The following is a 15193-nucleotide window of genomic DNA, read 5'->3' on the forward strand; positions in this document are numbered from 1 at the left end:
ACTCGCAGGGTTGGGTCAACTGTCTTTATAGATATAGATAAAGTGAGACTGAATTTGTTGCCGACCGCTTCGCTCAAACCGACGCAATCCGCCTTTAGTCTCGTCACACTAGACCTATATCTCTGAGATAGAGAAACTTATACAGACTAAGGTGAGCGTTTTTGCAGTTTTAGGGTAGCCAGGTGGGACGCAATCCCGAAAAGGGGAGTTCCTCCGGCTGAATGGCTTGAGCAGGCATACCCTCAATTCGATCTAGAGGTGTCTTAAACAACGGCAACAACCAAATCCGGCTGTTGGTGATGGCGCTACCGTCACTGGCCCGCAAATCGGTGGGGGCTATCTCAGCAATAGAGACTACCTGATCAAACAGTAGGGCTAAGCCATCGGGTGCCAAACTCACACTGATGTTGCGTTGAGGTGGCAAAACTAGTAAATCGCGAATTTCGCCCGTTTCAACGTTGACTGAGGTCAGTACGGGCTGCTCGACGTAGTCTTCGGCTTCAATCAGTTCCGTTGCCAAGCAATAGAGAATTCGGTTAGTGGGGTCGAATTCAGCCGCCAAAATTGAGCCAGTAGCGGTGAGTAGCTCTTTTTCTTCGCCCTGATTCGTTACCCAAAAGAGAGATTCTGTATAGCGCTGATCGGGGTTGTTTTGGTTAAAGTTAACCATTGCCGCAGCGCTACCATCGCTGGCAATATCTAAAACTCGGCCATAGTCAGCTAAAAATTCAAGCGGTTCGGCAGTTTGGGCTGAACCCGACTGTTCAGGTAACGGAATCACAGCCGTGCCTTCCCCCTGCAACATGACCAAGGTTTGACTATCGGGGGCAATGACAAAATCGCCTCCTGGTTCCGTTTTGAGCGGCTGTGGCTCAGCGTTGGGGCGGACAATCCAGGGGCCAAAGTCAGCCGGATTTTGCTGATTGACTCGCTGTACAACAATCAGTTCACCATTGGGTGCCAAGTCAAACTTCAAATTTTGGTAAGTTTGGCTATCTAAGATTGGCTCAATGACTCCGGCAACGGCAGCCACCTCATTTTGCCGTAACCAACGTCGCCAAAAGGGTTGGCTAGGGGCTTTGAGCTGTTCGGGGGCGTTGGGCTGTAGCCCAGTCGTCACAGTGTAAAGTTTTTGATTCAGCAATCCCTGACGATAGGCTTCTACATCAGTTGCAGAAAACAAAATGCGATCGCCCAACGGATACGGTTCAAAGTCTAAAACAACCAGGTTGGCAGGCGTTAAAATCTGCTTCTGTTGATCGGGATGGGTCAGATTAAACAGCACCAAACGACCTTTTTCTTCACCTTCCACCCCTAGGTACACAAAGGCGCGATCGCGAGATTGAAACGTTGCTTGAAAAGCCAAAAATTTTGACGATTCAGAGCGATCAGTAAAGCGATCGCGCGCCTGCGGCAAAGCCACTTCAAAACTTTCCCCATAGGGAATCGGGGCATTTAGCGTATAGGCCATCCGTCGCCCTGCCCAACTAAACTTACCTGAGAGCGGCGGCGTAATTCGGAGATTAGCTTCAACACTGGTATGATCCATCGGTCGGCTAAACGTCAGCAAAAACGCTACATCTTCAGCCCCAACATGACGGTCATTCCAGGAAAAAGACCGCACCCGCGCCGCCGCGCGATCGCCAATGAGCAAGAGCAGCACCGTAGCGACTGCCAGCGCCGCCATAAAGCTAATCGCAACGCGATCAATCGCTAGCCAGCGCGGGGGTCGCTGTCTCCGGTTAGTACTCATAAGGATTCTCTGGCTCTGGAATTTCAGTGAGGCTAGTGGGCACAATCACCAGTTGGCGTAAGTCGGCGAGGGTTTCTGTGGTCATGGCTCCTTTGACTTCTAGCCAGGTATCGGGCGCATAGGTAGCGCGATCGCCCTCTAGCCTAACGGGTAACCCTACCGGGTAAGCATCAGCGGCACAGCAAGTTAGCACAAAGCGAGACACCATTAAATAGTTGTCTGGCCAGTTGGGCGGGTGAATCACAAAGCCGCTGACATTAACGGCTTGATCGCTATAGGCATCCGGTTCAGGATAGACATTGATCGTCCGTACCCAGTCCACCACCGATCGATCTTCTGGACGATTTTCTAGTCGAAATTGCTGGGGCTGAGAGCGCGTCATGGTTAAGGTGTCGGTAATCCCCCGTTGTAAAGCCGTATCGCTGGCAAACGCCTGCGGCGTGTATATCAGCCCCAAAACGGCAACCGCCAGCAGCATAAAGCTGCTCAAGTTGGGGGGAAGCAGCGTAAAGTGACGAGGATTGGCGATCGCCCGTGAGCGAGTATGCTTCAGCTTCTGTACCAAGTATCCGCCGCGCAGCACAGCCGCTACCAGCAACACCACAGCGGCTGAATTAGACAGCCAACGGTAGTCAGGATGCAGCAAAACCCCTAGCTGGCCCGTCAGCCAATACTTGAGTAAAGCCACCCCCCAGGCCAACAGCACCAGAATGTCTAAAATGTCTGCCCAGGGAACATAAGGCGATCGCCGACGATTCATCTCGCTTTTCTATCCCAAATACAAATTGATCAGCAGCGTCAAGACAAAGGTAAGCTGAGCCGCCAAACCAAACAAATACAAAATTGCCCGCGGTCGAAACACCGTCAGCAAAAGACTGATGTTTTTCAGGTCAATCATTGGGCCAAACACCAAAAACGCCAGCAGCGAACCGCTGGTAAAGGTTGAAGCAAACGAAAGGGCAAAAAAGGAATCAACCGTTGAGCAAATGGACACCACCCAGGCCAGCACCATCATTGCCACAATTGAGGTAACTGGCCCCTGACCTAAACTCAGCACAATTTCGCGCGGAATGGCCACTTGGACGAAGGCAGCAATGGCGCTACCGAGAATCAGCACTGCCCCCAATTCCCGAAATTCTTGAATAATATTGTCCAGCAACAACCGCAACTTATCGGGCCAGGGCTTACTGACTGGACTTGGCAGCGGCAGGCCGTAAGCGGCAGCTCCCAGCGCCACGGTTTTACCTGGCTGCTGAATGAGATAAGTACCAGATTTGAGCAAAGGCGAACTGGCTTGACCCGCGATCGCCAGTTCTGGCTGCGCTTCTGGCATAAAACGAGCCAAAGACGGCTGGAGTAAAGGGCGCAAGTCTTTTTGCACACTAAAGACCCAGCCAATTAAAGTGGCAATTATCAACGAAAACAGCACCCGTAAGACCACAATCTCAGGCTGATCGCGAAAAGCCGTCCACGTAGCCCAAATGACAATCGGATTGATCGTCGGTGCCGCCAGCAAAAAACCAATGGCGACCGAAGCCGGGGCTTGCTGCATGAGCAATCGTCTGGCAACCGGGACGTTGCCACACTCACAAACCGGAAACAAAAAGCCCACCAGGCTACCTGCCAAAGCCCCCAACAGCGGATTGCGAGGCATCGCTGCTACCAAGCGCTGCTCATCGACAAACAATAAAAGCACGCTGGAGAAAGTGACTCCCAATAGCAAAAAGGGAATCGCTTCTACCAGTAGGCTGAAGAACAGCGTTAAAGCATTACTGATGGGGGTGGGCATTGGGCAGGAACGTCTTCAACGAAAGGTTCTTTTATCTTGCTTAGCTATTTTACTGAAATCAGGAAGTAATCACTAAACTTGGGGATCGCTCTACCACAAGCGAATTTGGCTAATGCTAATTTTTCCTGAGAAGCAGGTATCCACATCAGCCCCCGGATCGCGCGATCGCTGACCATATTCCCCCACGTAGCGAAACTGGTGATTTTCGACCACGTAATCGGTAGGAAGGGGTTGGGTACAGGTGGGGCAAAAAACGATTTCTGGGTCGGGGTCATTTTCTGCCAAATGCGGCAAGTTAACGTTCCAAAAAGCGCCTGCTGGCAGCTTTTCAGACAGTAGCCGTTCTAGCACCTTAGCGGCTAGCCGTGTCGCCGCCACCCAGTCAATCACCCGGTTACGCTGAATGTAATGAGAAATAGCTATGCCAGGAACCCGTAGCAGCGCCGCCTCGCGCACTGCCGCCACCGTCCCAGACACATAGATATCCGAACCCAAATTGCCGCCAGCGTTAATGCCTGAAAGCACAAACTCAGCTTCTGGACAAAGGTGGCTTAGAGCCACACGGGTACAGTCAGCCGGGGTGCCGCCAATGGCATAGCGCTCTGGCGATCGCTGCTCTATAGCGATTGGCCCACCCCGATTAATCTGATGGCTACAGCCAGACAAAGGCCGATCAGGGGCAACCCATACCGTTGGTCGAGTTCCCAGCGCGGCCTGCAAAGCTGCGATACCCGGTGCCTCAATGCCGTCGTCGTTGGTTAAAACAATCGTCATTTAGCCAGTGTACCTGTGAAGACTTGCGCCGCTGGCCCGGTCATATAGACATGGTTATCGGCCTCTGACCACTCAATTTGCAAAGGGCCGCCCGGCAGTTCTACCGTCGCTTGGCGATCGCAATGACCGTTTAAGACGGCGGCTACTAGCGCTGCACAAGCGCCCGTCCCACAAGCCAAAGTTATACCAGCGCCGCGCTCCCAAACTCGCATCTTCAAGTAGCTAGTATTAACCACCTGAATAAATTCAACGTTAATCCGTTCCGGAAAAGCGCTGTGGTGTTCAAACTGTGGCCCGATCTGGCTTAACTCTACCGTAGCCACCTCATCTACAAACGTAATGCAGTGGGGGTTGCCCATGCTGACACAGGTGACTGACCAGTTTTGTCCGGCCACCGCGATCGCCTGATTTATCACTTTTTCAGCCGCTGCCGTTAGCGTTGTTGGAATTTCGCCTGCCAGTAAACGAGGCGGCCCCATATCCACCGTTACCTGGCCGTCAGGTTGCAGTTTAGGCACAATGGTTCCGGCCAGCGTATGGATAGAATAGCGTTTGGGCAAATCAAGCGCATGGCCTTCGGAGGTTTCTAACTGGGCTAAAAACTTGGCCAAACAGCGAATGCCATTGCCGCACATTTCCGGTTCTGAGCCGTCGGCGTTAAAGATGCGCATGGCATAGTCGTGCTCTCCTTCCCCTGGTAGAGCAAAAATGATGCCATCAGCCCCAATGCCAAAATGGCGATCGCATAGCCGAACGGCTTCGTTTGGAGTGATGAGCGGCTCTGTCTGATGGCGATTATCCACCAACACAAAATCATTGCCTAAACCGTGGTACTTGGTGAATGTAGCCGTCATGCCTCTCTCCCAGCGTAAATGTCAACTATTGTAACCAGCCAGTGAACCAGAAGTTGTGTCGTCAGGGAATGGAACTCAACGACGACCTGAAGCGAGGTGGCCAAGTAGAACTGGCCATAGAAGCAGCTTATCCCCCCGTCGCTAGACAACTCATAGCCTGATGCGGCTGAGTCTAGTCGCTAAATTAGCCACAATCAGAACAGGCAGGTAAATTAAAGGGTGAACCTTTTCGGAATTTTCACTTCATTAGAGTTATGGCAGTAGAACTAGAAACCGGACTTCCCAGCGTTCATCAGTTTCAGTCTCTGATTCGCGAAAAACAAGCGATCGAACTTAAGCTGATCACCAACGACGTCGTTATTGGCACGTTGCGTTGGCAGGATCCGCACTGTCTCTGCATCGACAGCAACGAAGGCCAAACGCTAATTCTTTGGCGACATGCGATCGCCTATCTCAAACTGCTTTAGCAAGAGCATTGGCGGGTTACGAACACCGCTTTTATTCCATCGTTTTCTCTTCACACCTTATGAAACGAGCTTCAAACGCCAGTTTTATCACTCAACCCCGTCGCTGGCTCACTCTCTACTGGCGCTATGGCCTTTGGCTATTGTTTGCGAGCAGCCTTGCACTGCTGATTGTCTTGGGTCATCAGGCCGCTCAGGCTTACCAGGTTGCCATCAACCCTGGCGACCCAGAATTGGGAACGACGTTTTCCGTAGTGGTGCAGGCTGAAAATGCCGCTGCCACCGAACCACCTGTGATTACGCTTGACGACGAGCGGCGTTTTTCTAGCTTTGCCATCGGCGCTAACCGCTACCGGGCGTTGATTCCCACTAGCCCCCTCGATCGCCCCGGCGAGCATATTGTCCGTGTTATCGGCCAAGAACCGACTCGTAACCTGACGGTTTGGCTGCGCAATCGCAGTTTTCCAACTCAGCGCATTCGGCTTTCAGCCGATCGTGCCGGGATTGAAGGCACCGATTACGAATTCGATCGCGTTGATACGTTTAAGCAAATTTCCAGCCCCGAAAAATACTGGAACGGCCCACTCTTGCGACCCAGCACAGGTCGCGTTAGTACCCCTTACGGCGTGCGGCGCTACTACAACGGCGTCTTTGCCGAAGACTACTACCATCGTGGCGTAGACTATGCCGCGCCTACCGGTACTCCAGTCGTAGCCCCAGCCGCTGGACAGGTGCGACTGGTTGGCCGCGTTTCTGAAGGCTTCGAACTGCATGGCAATACGATTGGTATTGACCACGGTCAGGGAGTGCTGAGTATTTTTATTCACCTTAGCCGGATTGATGTCCAAGAGGGAGACTTTGTCCAAGCGGGGCAGCCAGTCGGCGCTATTGGTGCAACCGGGGTAGCTACAGGGCCACATTTGCACTGGGGGTTGTATGTCAACGGCATAGCAGTTGACCCTGAGCAGTGGCGGAGCCAAAGTATTGATTGACCTGCCGCAAACAGTTATAATCAGAGGCTTTCTGATAAATTTCAGAATCCATCCTTAAAACTGTCTCCCTCTTCCACAATACGGGCACACTATAGCGGGAATGAATAAGAGCGAACTCAGCTCCTAGAGTCTCAGCCTATTCGAGCTGCGGCTTCTATACCCCTAATTCAACGGAGTTCTAAAGCCGAATGACTATTGAAAAAATTGTTGAACAAGCACTACAGGATGGATACTTAACGCCAGCGATGGAAGCTGAGGTAGGGCGGATTTGCGATACTGCCTCTGAACTCTCGATCGAAGAGTACATGGCTCTCGATCGCCTTATGGGTGCCCTCCTGACTGGCGAGGTGGTTGCCGTTCCTCGCAAGCAGTTTATCAATGTCATGGAGGAACTCGTCTTAACAGAGGCGATCGCACGGGTCGCTGAGATTGAAGCTACCAGTGACTGCACCTTAGATTTAGGGGACGTTGCTGCCTACGCGCTCAACCGTCTTCCGCCCCTCTATGCCACAACAGAAGAAGGCGCTAATTATCAACGCAGCAAAGCCAAAGACGAACTGTCGAATTTGATTGCTGAGCAAGTTAAAGACGCGATCGCTCACAACCTCAATCAGCCTGACTTCTATCCAGAGCGAACTTCTATCCAGAAGGGTATTGCCAGCGACGATGTGGTGCTTAATCAGGTGAGCGAACTGCTCAAAGACTATGCCCATAAGTTTGAGCACACCCGGAAATCGGCCTAACCAGCGTGCGGCCAGCGGTTTTATCTTGCTAAGGATTCACAACCACAACGGTTCCTAAATCAACTTGCTCATAAAGGTCGCGAATATCGCGATCGCGCAAGCGAATGCAGCCATGAGAAACCGCCTGGCCGATAAACTCTTCCTGGTTAGTCCCGTGAAAACCAATGGCATATTTACCATCTGTCCAAAACCCTAGCCAGCGAGAACCCAGCGGATTATCTGGCCCAGGTGGAACCACTTCGCCCGTAATCGGGTGCTGCCAAGCAGGGTATTCCTGCTTTTGCCGAATTTGAAAACTACCCGTCGGCGTTTGCCAGTCTTCTTGACCCACGGCAATTTCGTAGCTAGCAGTAAGTTGATCTTTGACATATAGCTGTAGCTGGCGTTCGGCCAAACTGACGATGAGCCTCGTCTCTTTAGCCTGTTGTGACACGCGAGACATGATGCCAAAGCCTTCATAGCGCCACAAAGCTTTAGGCGAACCGACTGGCGGCGGCTGTCGCAACTGAGGCGAAGCCCACTCAGCCGCCACCAACAACGCTGCGGCTCCAAAACAAAGCACCATAAAGCAACGCGTAATCGGCTGATGGGTCAGCATAAGACGGCCATAACCCGGATTGGCTTAGAGGTGCAATTGTTAATCAGCATAGGTCAATAGTAGCAAGGCTATTTGCCAACAGCAGAGAGGCTAGGTGGCTTAGGACGCTAGCCTAACAAAATGTCAACTTTGGGCAACTAATCGGCAAAAGTTAAGAGAATAAAAGTATAGAGCGTCTGGCCTCTCTTCAACCCCACACCTGGAGGGAACCATGCATACCTTCATTGCTCCTGACAGCCTGCTTTACATTGTTGTCAAACTCTGCGTTTTACTAGGGGCTATTTTGGCTTGGTGGCTTTTATTTACCCCTAAAGTCGTTTGAGCCATAAACCGCAAGCGGCTCTAGACGGTGTTACCTAGCATTTGCTGTACCGTCGTTTGGAGCGTGGCTAGCGGTACCTGATAAAAATATTGGCGACGAAACTGTTCTTCTTGAATAGCGGCGACGAAAGTTGCGATCGCATTTGAGTGAGTTGTTTCTAAGGTGGCAGGCAGGCTTTTGACCTGTAAACCTTGATCTGTTTGGGCAAGTTCAAAGCCAAGCTGCTCTAAACACACCAGCGCCAGATTTAACGTGCGATCGCTGAGGGTCAGACGCGCTAGAAGCTGTGGGCGTGTTGCCCATTGTTGAGTGCGGTGCAGGTATTTGGCAATACCCAGTAGCGTTTTGACAATTTGCTGGGGTGAAGGCTGCACCGGAGGCGAATAAGCCAGGGTCAATGCTTGCTGTTTTTGCACCGCCTGGTGTAGCCAGGGTTGAAAATCTTGCCAGTCAGTAGGACAGTGTTGCAGCCGCAGCGCCGAGGTAACGTTAGCCGTAGCGACCGTACGCTGATCCACCAGCCAATCAGCCAAGCCAGCGCTGGCTTGAATGCTGGCGGCAGGGCGAACAGCCAGTAGCCGCACTTCATAGCGTTTTTTATAAGTGTTGAAGTCTAACTCAACGATCACATCGCAGGTGCCAGTAGGTAAATCGTCGCGGTAGTGTTCCCACCAGTGACCTGGAAAGCCTAAACTGGCGGTCGCATCGCAAAGATCAAATTCAGTTTTGATGTAGCGAACCTTACCGCCTCGATAATCGCGCAGGTTGTAATTGCGGGCATTGCTAAACCAGCAGTTGCGCAGCAACAGCCGAGGCACAGGGTTGCCCATACCACAGGGTTCTAATTGCTTGAGCTGCTGAAATAAGGATTTACCCAATTCGGCAACCGTAACTTTGAGGTCGGCTGAGGGGATTGCAGCGATCGCTAAAGTTGCAGCACTTTGCTGTTCTCGCAGTTGGCGGTTAATCGCTTCGCTAAAAAGCGCAATATTTTCAACGGGCAAACTCAAGCCAGCGGCATAAGGATGTCCGCCAAAGCTATGCAACAGAGCCGTTTGAGTTTGCACTAGCTGATAGAGGTCAATTGACTGGGGTGAGCGGGCAGACCCTCTGGCGAGCTGGGGTGCAGAACCATCTGGGCTGGGCGGATCAATACTCAGTAATAGGGTAGGTCGATGATACTGCTGGGCGATTTGTCCGGCAACTAGCCCCAAAATGCCAGTTGGCCACTGCGTATCAGCTAGCACAATCACATGAGTTGTCGAAAGGTCGATTTGTTGCAGGCGTTGAGTTACTTGCTGCATCAGGTCGCGCTGTAGGGCTTTGCGCCGGGTGTTAGCTAATTCGGTTTCAGTCGCCAGTTGGCGGCAGCGCTCCGGGTCGCGGCTGGTCAACAGCTCTACGCAAAAGCTGGCATCGCCATGAATGCGGCTCACGGCATTAATTCGCGGCCCAATGCCAAAAGAAATATCAGTAGGGCGATCGCCGCTGCGTTTACACAACATCAGCAGTTCTGCAACGCCAGGACGATAAGCGCTATCTGTAGGAGCAGGCTGTAGCCGCTGCTGTAGCTTCTGAATGCCCATTTGAGCTAGATAGCGACAGTCGCCTTTGAGTTCAACTAAATCAGCAATGAGGCCAATGGCGACCAGGTCAATTAGCTGATCTAAAGGCTGTTGCGGGACATCGGGCAGGGTTTGGTAGAGCGCTTCTACCAGTTTGTAAGCAACGGCTACACCGGAAAGGTGGGCGAGAGGATGATGGGTCGGCAGATAGCGAGGATTAATAATGGCCTGTACGGGTGGCCGCTGGTCAGGCAGGGTGTGGTGATCGCTGACAATCACCGCTAAGCCTAACTGCTGCGCCAGGTTGAGTTCACTCAAGTGAGTGCTACCCGTATCACAAGTGACCACCAGCGTGTATCCGGCTGCTGCCAGTTGAATTAAACCTTCTTTATGCAACCCGTGAGACTCTTTGAGCCGATTGGGGATGACATAAGTTAGCTGCTGATCGGGCACGAAGAACTGCCCCAATCCTTCCCATAAAACGGCGGTCGCAGTGACGCCGTCCGCGTCAAAGTCTCCCCAAATAGCCACTTTTTCGCCTTGCTGATGTGCTTGCTTTAGGCGATCGACCGCTCGCTGCATTTCTGAGCCAAATTCAAAAGCCGAGGTGGGCTGATACTGCTGTGGATCAAAAAAGCCAGGGAGTTGTTCCACTGAGCGAATGCCGCGCTGCCAGAGAAGCTGAGCGAGAGCCTGGGGCTGTTCCAGCCCAGTTTGCTGCTGCACAGCCTGCAACCACTCTTCAGAAAGATCAAAGCTGGGTTGAAGCTGCCATTGATGCGTAGAATTAACCATTAAAGGCGCTAGGTTTGCCGTCAAAGCGTTACGATTGGCGATCGCGAATCAAGTTCGCATTCAAACAAAAGGACAACCTGTGTGAAATTGGGACAGTGGCTTGGGCTAATTTGCCTGATTATTTCTTTTTATATTTTGTGGCAGATTCGGCAGATTCTGCTGCTTATTTTTACAGCGATTATTGTGGCGATCGCGCTCAATTCGCTAGCGCGTCGAGTAGAGCAGTATGGTACACCGCGAAAATTTGCGTTGCCAGCGGTAATTTTCGCTTTTTTGCTACTGGCTATTCTGTTTTTTATTGGCATTGTTCCACCCTTTATTGAGCAGTTTAGCTTGCTGATTGAACTGCTGATTTCGGGCTTTGAGCGTTTGCCTGAATTTGTGCGGCAGCTAGAAACAGATTTGCCATTTGAGCTGCCCAGCTTGTCGATGGTAACAGACTGGTTAGCGGCTCAAAATGCTACGGCTTTTGGTATTTTTCGCAACTTCTTTTCTTTTTTCAACGACACGTTGCAGATATTATTGCAAACGCTGCTCGTGCTCATTTTGTCGATCATGCTAGCTGTCAATCCGGCTGCTTATCGCGATGCTGGACTAAAGCTAATTCCCTCATTTTATCGCCGCCGGGCTGATGATATTCTCTGCGAGTGCGAGATTGCACTGGTTAACTGGATGGGAGGCATTTTAATTAGCTCAGTGTTTGTGTTTGCTTTGAGCTTTATCGGCCTTTCTGTGCTGGGTATTCGCCTGGTTTTAGCCCATGCGCTCTTAGCCGGACTGCTCAATTTTATTCCCAACATTGGGCCAACGTTAAGCGTTGGTTCGCCTATATTGGTCGCTTTGCTGTCTCCCGATCCGTGGAAAGCGATCGCGGTTTTTGTACTTTATATCATTATCCAAAATATTGAAAGCTACTGGCTGACGCCCACCGTGATGGCGCGGCAAGTCTCCCTGTTGCCTGCCTTGACTTTGGCCGCTCAAATTTTCTTTGCCACTGCGTTTGGGTTTTTGGGGTTGCTGCTAGCTTTACCGCTAGCGGTTGTGGCCAAAATCTGGCTGCAAGAGTTCCTGATTAAAGACATTTTGGATCAGTGGGTTGAAAGTCCGCTGCGATCGTCAGTTGCCGTTACGGTTTTGCCAGAGGCTGTTGTTGCAGCAGAGGGCTTAGACGTGCAAACCGTAGCCGAGGGCAACGAAGGTACTTCCGAAGAAATCTAAGGACAGTCCCTTTATGATCAGAAAAACAACCTTAACCTCACTATAAAGTCTCCATGCTCAGCCGGATAAAAGCGATCGCCGCCAAAATTTCTCCTCGCCTGCTTGAAATTTACCGTCACCTCCACAGCCATCCCGAACTGAGCGGTCAAGAATATCAAACGGCAGCCTATGTCGCTGGGGTCGTTTCTTCCTGTGGGCTACATGTACAAGAACTGGTGGGCAAAACGGGCGTTGTGGCCGAATTAGCGGGTCTAGACCCCAACTTGGCCCGATTAGCCATTCGTACCGACATGGACGCGCTGCCAATTCCTGAACAGACTGCCCTGCCCTATGCTTCGCATCAGCTTGGCATTATGCACGCTTGCGGCCATGACGTCCATACCACCGTGGGACTGGGCACAGCCATGCTACTAGCCGAACTGGGGGAACCGTTGCCGGGAACGACTCGCTTTATTTTTCAACCCGCAGAAGAAACTGCTCAAGGAGCGCGGTGGATGATGGAAGATGGGGTGATGGAAGCTGTAAGTGCGGTATTGGGAATTCATGTGTTTCCTACCATTTTGGCTGGCCATGTTGGTATCCGCTATGGGGCGCTGACAGCCGCCGCCGATGATCTAGAAATTGTGATTATTGGTGAGTCTGGACATGGGGCACGTCCGCACGAAGCCATTGATGCCATTTGGATTGCAGCTCAGGTCATTACGACGCTGCAACAAGCCATTAGCCGTACCCACAATCCCCTGCGCCCGGTGGTGCTGACGATTGGACAAATTGCAGGTGGGCGAGCTCCTAACGTAATTGCCAATCAGGTCAAGCTGTTGGGAACGGTGCGATCGCTCCATCCAGAAACTAGCGAAGAACTACCCAACTGGATTGAGCAAATCGTCGCAGCAGTTTGCCAGCCCTACGGAGCCAAGTACGAACTTAACTATCAGCGGCGCGTTCCCTCGGTGCAAAACGACTCGGCACTCACCCAAATTGTAGAAGCAGCCGCCCAAGAAGCTTGGGGCAGCGATCGCGTACAGCTTTTGCTAGAACCCTCTTTAGGCGCTGAAGATTTTTCTCTCTATCTTGATCAGGCACCGGGCACCATGTTTCGGCTGGGGGTTGGCTTTGCCGATAAGCCTAACTATCCCCTCCATCACCCTCAATTCGAAGTTGACGAATCTGCCATTGTCACGGGGGTCGTTACTATGGCGTACTCAGCGTATCAATACTGGCAGCAGCAAAGAGCCATATCTTAAGCAGCTTTAGCCGCCAGCCAGCGACAAATCGCCTGATTAACCTGTTCTGGGCACTCGTCGTATAAACAATGGCCTAGCTGTGGCAGTTCTTGAAGCTGCACCCGCGTATTTAGCTCAGCAACCTGTCGGCCCCAGCTAATTGGAATCACCCGGTCTGCCTGCCCCCACAGCAAAAGCGTAGGCACTTCAACCTGGGGCAGTAGCGTTTGGGTTGCAGGGCTAAAGCGCTGATCAGTGCGAGATTTGACCAAATACATCAGCGTTCTAGCCGCCCCTCGTTCAGCGGTAGGCTGTCTAAAAGACGCCACCAAATCAGCATCAACCCGTTCTGGTTTGGTGTAGATAGAACGCAAAGCCGCCTGGATAAACCAGTTACGACGGGCTACGCGAAACAACAAGCGAATTAAAATCGGCGTTGAAAACCACGCTTCTACTTTGTGGGCTAACTGCCCACTCCAGCCCGTTAGCAGCTCTTGACGAGCCGCTGGCAGTGTCAACATAATCAGGCGATCGACCATTTCTGGATGGGTGGTAGTGGCCGCTAACGCCACCAAAGCCCCCAAAGAATGCCCCAACAAAATAATCGGCCGACCCAGCCAAGTCTGCCAAAAATCGATAACCTGTTCAACCCAAATATCGGTGCCAAAGCGAGTAGCAGCTTTTTCGGAAGCGCCAAAGCCTAGTAAGTCTAGCGCGTAGACAGGATGGTGCTGGCTTAGGGGCAAAAGGTTATCGCGCCATTGTTGCAGGCTAGCTCCAAAGCCATGTAAGAGCAAGATAGGAGTTGCTGCCGCAGCGTTCGAATTGGCAGGACGCAGATAAGTGTAGCGAATGCGCCAGCCCCGCCAAAACCAAACTCGCTGTTTTCCTAATACACTTGTCAGCGCCACTTCACCGCTCCCTAAAGCTCTTTTTATCTATGATGACAAGCTTCTGGCTTAAACCCACCCCTAAAGCAGAAGCAGCTTCAGCGACGGGGCTGCTAATATTCGGTTCAAAATAGCCTGCGTTAAGCTACTGCTATAGCGTTAGCCACAGGGCTTAAGATACTCAAATTGCTGAAAGCCTTTTCCAAACACTCTTTTATTTTGGCCTCGGCCTTTTGCTTTCTGCCTTTAGCTGTAGTTACCCGGTTATAAAAAGATGCCTCACCTGTGGATACGCGCTGCGATCGCTTTTTGGTTGGCGCTTTTACCGCTGCTATCGAGCTGTGCGCCAGCAACAAATAGCTCCGCTGCTGACAGCACTTACCAGCTAACCGCCGCCAGTGCAGATGGCATTGGCAAAGTGTATCTAGGTCGCGAGATTGCCCAGGTGATGGGTCATCAGGGAGCCGCTTGGCTGGAGCGATCGAGCCGCAAGTTTGAGGAAAGCCCTGACCTTGCGGTTGACTTGCTCGACTTAAAGCCAACAGACATCGTGGCTGACATTGGGGCTGGAACAGGCTATATCAGCTTTCGCATTGCGCCTGAGGTACCTGAGGGCAAGGTGCTGGCCGTTGATCTTCAGCCAGAAATGTTAGATATGCTGGCAACGCGCCAAAGCGAACAGGGGGTAGCCAATGTTGAACCGATTCAGGGAGCGGTTGACGATCCTCATCTGCCGCCTGCTAGCCTCGATCTGGCCATTATGGTGGATGCCTATCATGAGTTTGCCTATCCCCAAGAAATGATGCACGGCATTGTCAAGGCGTTAAAGCCCGGTGGTCGGGTGGTTTTGGCTGAATATCGGGCGGAAAATCCGTTCATTTTAATCAAGCGGCTGCACAAGATGAGCCAGAAGCAGGTGAAAAAAGAAATGGCGGCAGTGGGTCTGGTGTGGCAAAAAACGGATGACTCGCTACCGCAACAGCATTTGATGTTTTTCCAGAAGCCTGTTTAGGGGCGCTGGTGTCGATGAAGGCTGAAGAAAAGATTTTGGGCGGCTGAGGGCTAGTCAGCTTGGGGCTGGCTAACCCTCAAGGGGGCTATGCCCGGTGGCAGCGCTTGGTGAGAATTACCATGACTTCGTCAGGCTGTTGGGTGGGCAGGGGGCGGCTCCAGTCGTTGGGTTCGGCGTAGTTTTTTAGGTGCAGACGGTGAA

14 protein-coding genes are annotated in these 15193 nt (G+C 51.9%); 6 read left to right on the top strand and 8 right to left on the bottom strand.

The features are described from left to right. Positions 1-169 precede the first annotated feature (169 nt). The 5 genes from ACTS3T_RS18960 to dapF all read right to left on the bottom strand — a co-directional run bounded on the left by ACTS3T_RS18960 (position 170) and on the right by dapF (position 5170). Positions 170-1753 (bottom strand): hypothetical protein, encoded by a 1584-nt coding sequence (locus ACTS3T_RS18960; RefSeq protein ID WP_377963720.1) that lies wholly within the window; start codon positions 1751-1753, stop codon positions 170-172. Beyond that, positions 1743-2513 (bottom strand): TIGR03943 family putative permease subunit, encoded by a 771-nt coding sequence (locus ACTS3T_RS18965; protein WP_377963722.1) that lies wholly within the window; start codon positions 2511-2513, stop codon positions 1743-1745. The genes ACTS3T_RS18960 and ACTS3T_RS18965 overlap by 11 nt, the downstream gene beginning before the upstream one ends. Before the next feature lie 9 nt (positions 2514-2522). Beyond that, complete coding sequence (locus ACTS3T_RS18970; protein WP_377963724.1) at positions 2523-3542, bottom strand: permease; 1020 nt, start codon at positions 3540-3542, stop codon at positions 2523-2525. 90 nt (positions 3543-3632) lie between these two features. Beyond that, the gene (gene surE, locus ACTS3T_RS18975; RefSeq protein WP_462935385.1) at positions 3633-4316 is read right to left on the bottom strand and encodes a 5'/3'-nucleotidase SurE; all 684 of its coding nucleotides are present in this window, start codon (positions 4314-4316) and stop codon (positions 3633-3635) included. Continuing rightward, a complete protein-coding gene (dapF, locus tag ACTS3T_RS18980; RefSeq protein WP_377963728.1) occupies positions 4313-5170 on the bottom strand; it encodes a diaminopimelate epimerase in 858 nt (285 codons plus the stop codon). The genes surE and dapF overlap by 4 nt, the downstream gene beginning before the upstream one ends. A 254-nt stretch (positions 5171-5424) precedes the next feature. Between dapF and ACTS3T_RS18985 the strand changes: the two genes are divergently transcribed. The 3 genes from ACTS3T_RS18985 (at position 5425) to ACTS3T_RS18995 (ending at position 7369) form a co-directional block, all read left to right on the top strand. Next, positions 5425-5637, top strand: a complete 213-nt coding sequence (locus tag ACTS3T_RS18985; protein ID WP_377963730.1) for an Hfq-related RNA-binding protein — start codon at positions 5425-5427, stop codon at positions 5635-5637. A 59-nt stretch (positions 5638-5696) separates the two neighbouring features. Beyond that, positions 5697-6626, top strand: a complete 930-nt coding sequence (locus tag ACTS3T_RS18990; RefSeq protein ID WP_377963732.1) for a M23 family metallopeptidase — start codon at positions 5697-5699, stop codon at positions 6624-6626. 188 nt (positions 6627-6814) lie between these two features. Beyond that, positions 6815-7369: a late competence development ComFB family protein gene (locus tag ACTS3T_RS18995; RefSeq protein WP_377963734.1), complete on the top strand. Its 555-nt coding sequence runs from the start codon at positions 6815-6817 to the stop codon at positions 7367-7369. Positions 7370-7397: 28 nt separating this feature from the next. Here the strand turns inward: ACTS3T_RS18995 and ACTS3T_RS19000 are convergent, their stop codons facing one another. Next, a complete protein-coding gene (locus ACTS3T_RS19000; RefSeq protein ID WP_462935386.1) occupies positions 7398-7934 on the bottom strand; it encodes a L,D-transpeptidase in 537 nt (178 codons plus the stop codon). Positions 7935-8309: 375 nt separating this feature from the next. Beyond that, positions 8310-10649, bottom strand: coding sequence for a single-stranded-DNA-specific exonuclease RecJ (gene recJ / locus ACTS3T_RS19005; RefSeq protein WP_377963738.1), 2340 nt, complete (start codon positions 10647-10649; stop codon positions 8310-8312). A gap of 81 nt (positions 10650-10730) precedes the next feature. Here recJ and ACTS3T_RS19010 point away from each other — a divergent pair, with 81 nt between their 5' ends. Together ACTS3T_RS19010 and ACTS3T_RS19015 are read left to right on the top strand one after the other, a co-directional pair. Then, positions 10731-11867 (top strand): AI-2E family transporter, encoded by a 1137-nt coding sequence (locus ACTS3T_RS19010; RefSeq protein ID WP_377963740.1) that lies wholly within the window; start codon positions 10731-10733, stop codon positions 11865-11867. Positions 11868-11920: 53 nt separating this feature from the next. Further along, entirely contained in the window at positions 11921-13111 is a 1191-nt protein-coding gene (locus tag ACTS3T_RS19015; RefSeq protein ID WP_377963742.1) for a M20 family metallopeptidase, read from the top strand. Here ACTS3T_RS19015 and ACTS3T_RS19020 read toward each other — a convergent pair. Beyond that, the gene (locus ACTS3T_RS19020; protein WP_377963744.1) at positions 13108-14001 is read right to left on the bottom strand and encodes an alpha/beta fold hydrolase; all 894 of its coding nucleotides are present in this window, start codon (positions 13999-14001) and stop codon (positions 13108-13110) included. The genes ACTS3T_RS19015 and ACTS3T_RS19020 overlap by 4 nt on opposite strands. A 253-nt stretch (positions 14002-14254) precedes the next feature. Here ACTS3T_RS19020 and ACTS3T_RS19025 point away from each other — a divergent pair, with 253 nt between their 5' ends. Continuing rightward, on the top strand, positions 14255-14992 hold the full coding sequence (locus ACTS3T_RS19025) for a class I SAM-dependent methyltransferase (RefSeq protein ID WP_377963746.1): 738 nt from the start codon (positions 14255-14257) through the stop codon (positions 14990-14992). Positions 14993-15193: the final 201 nt, after the last annotated feature.

This window comes from Almyronema sp., from assembly GCF_052168255.1.
Classification (GTDB): domain Bacteria; phylum Cyanobacteriota; class Cyanobacteriia; order Phormidesmidales; family Phormidesmidaceae; genus Sphaerothrix; species Sphaerothrix epifaneia.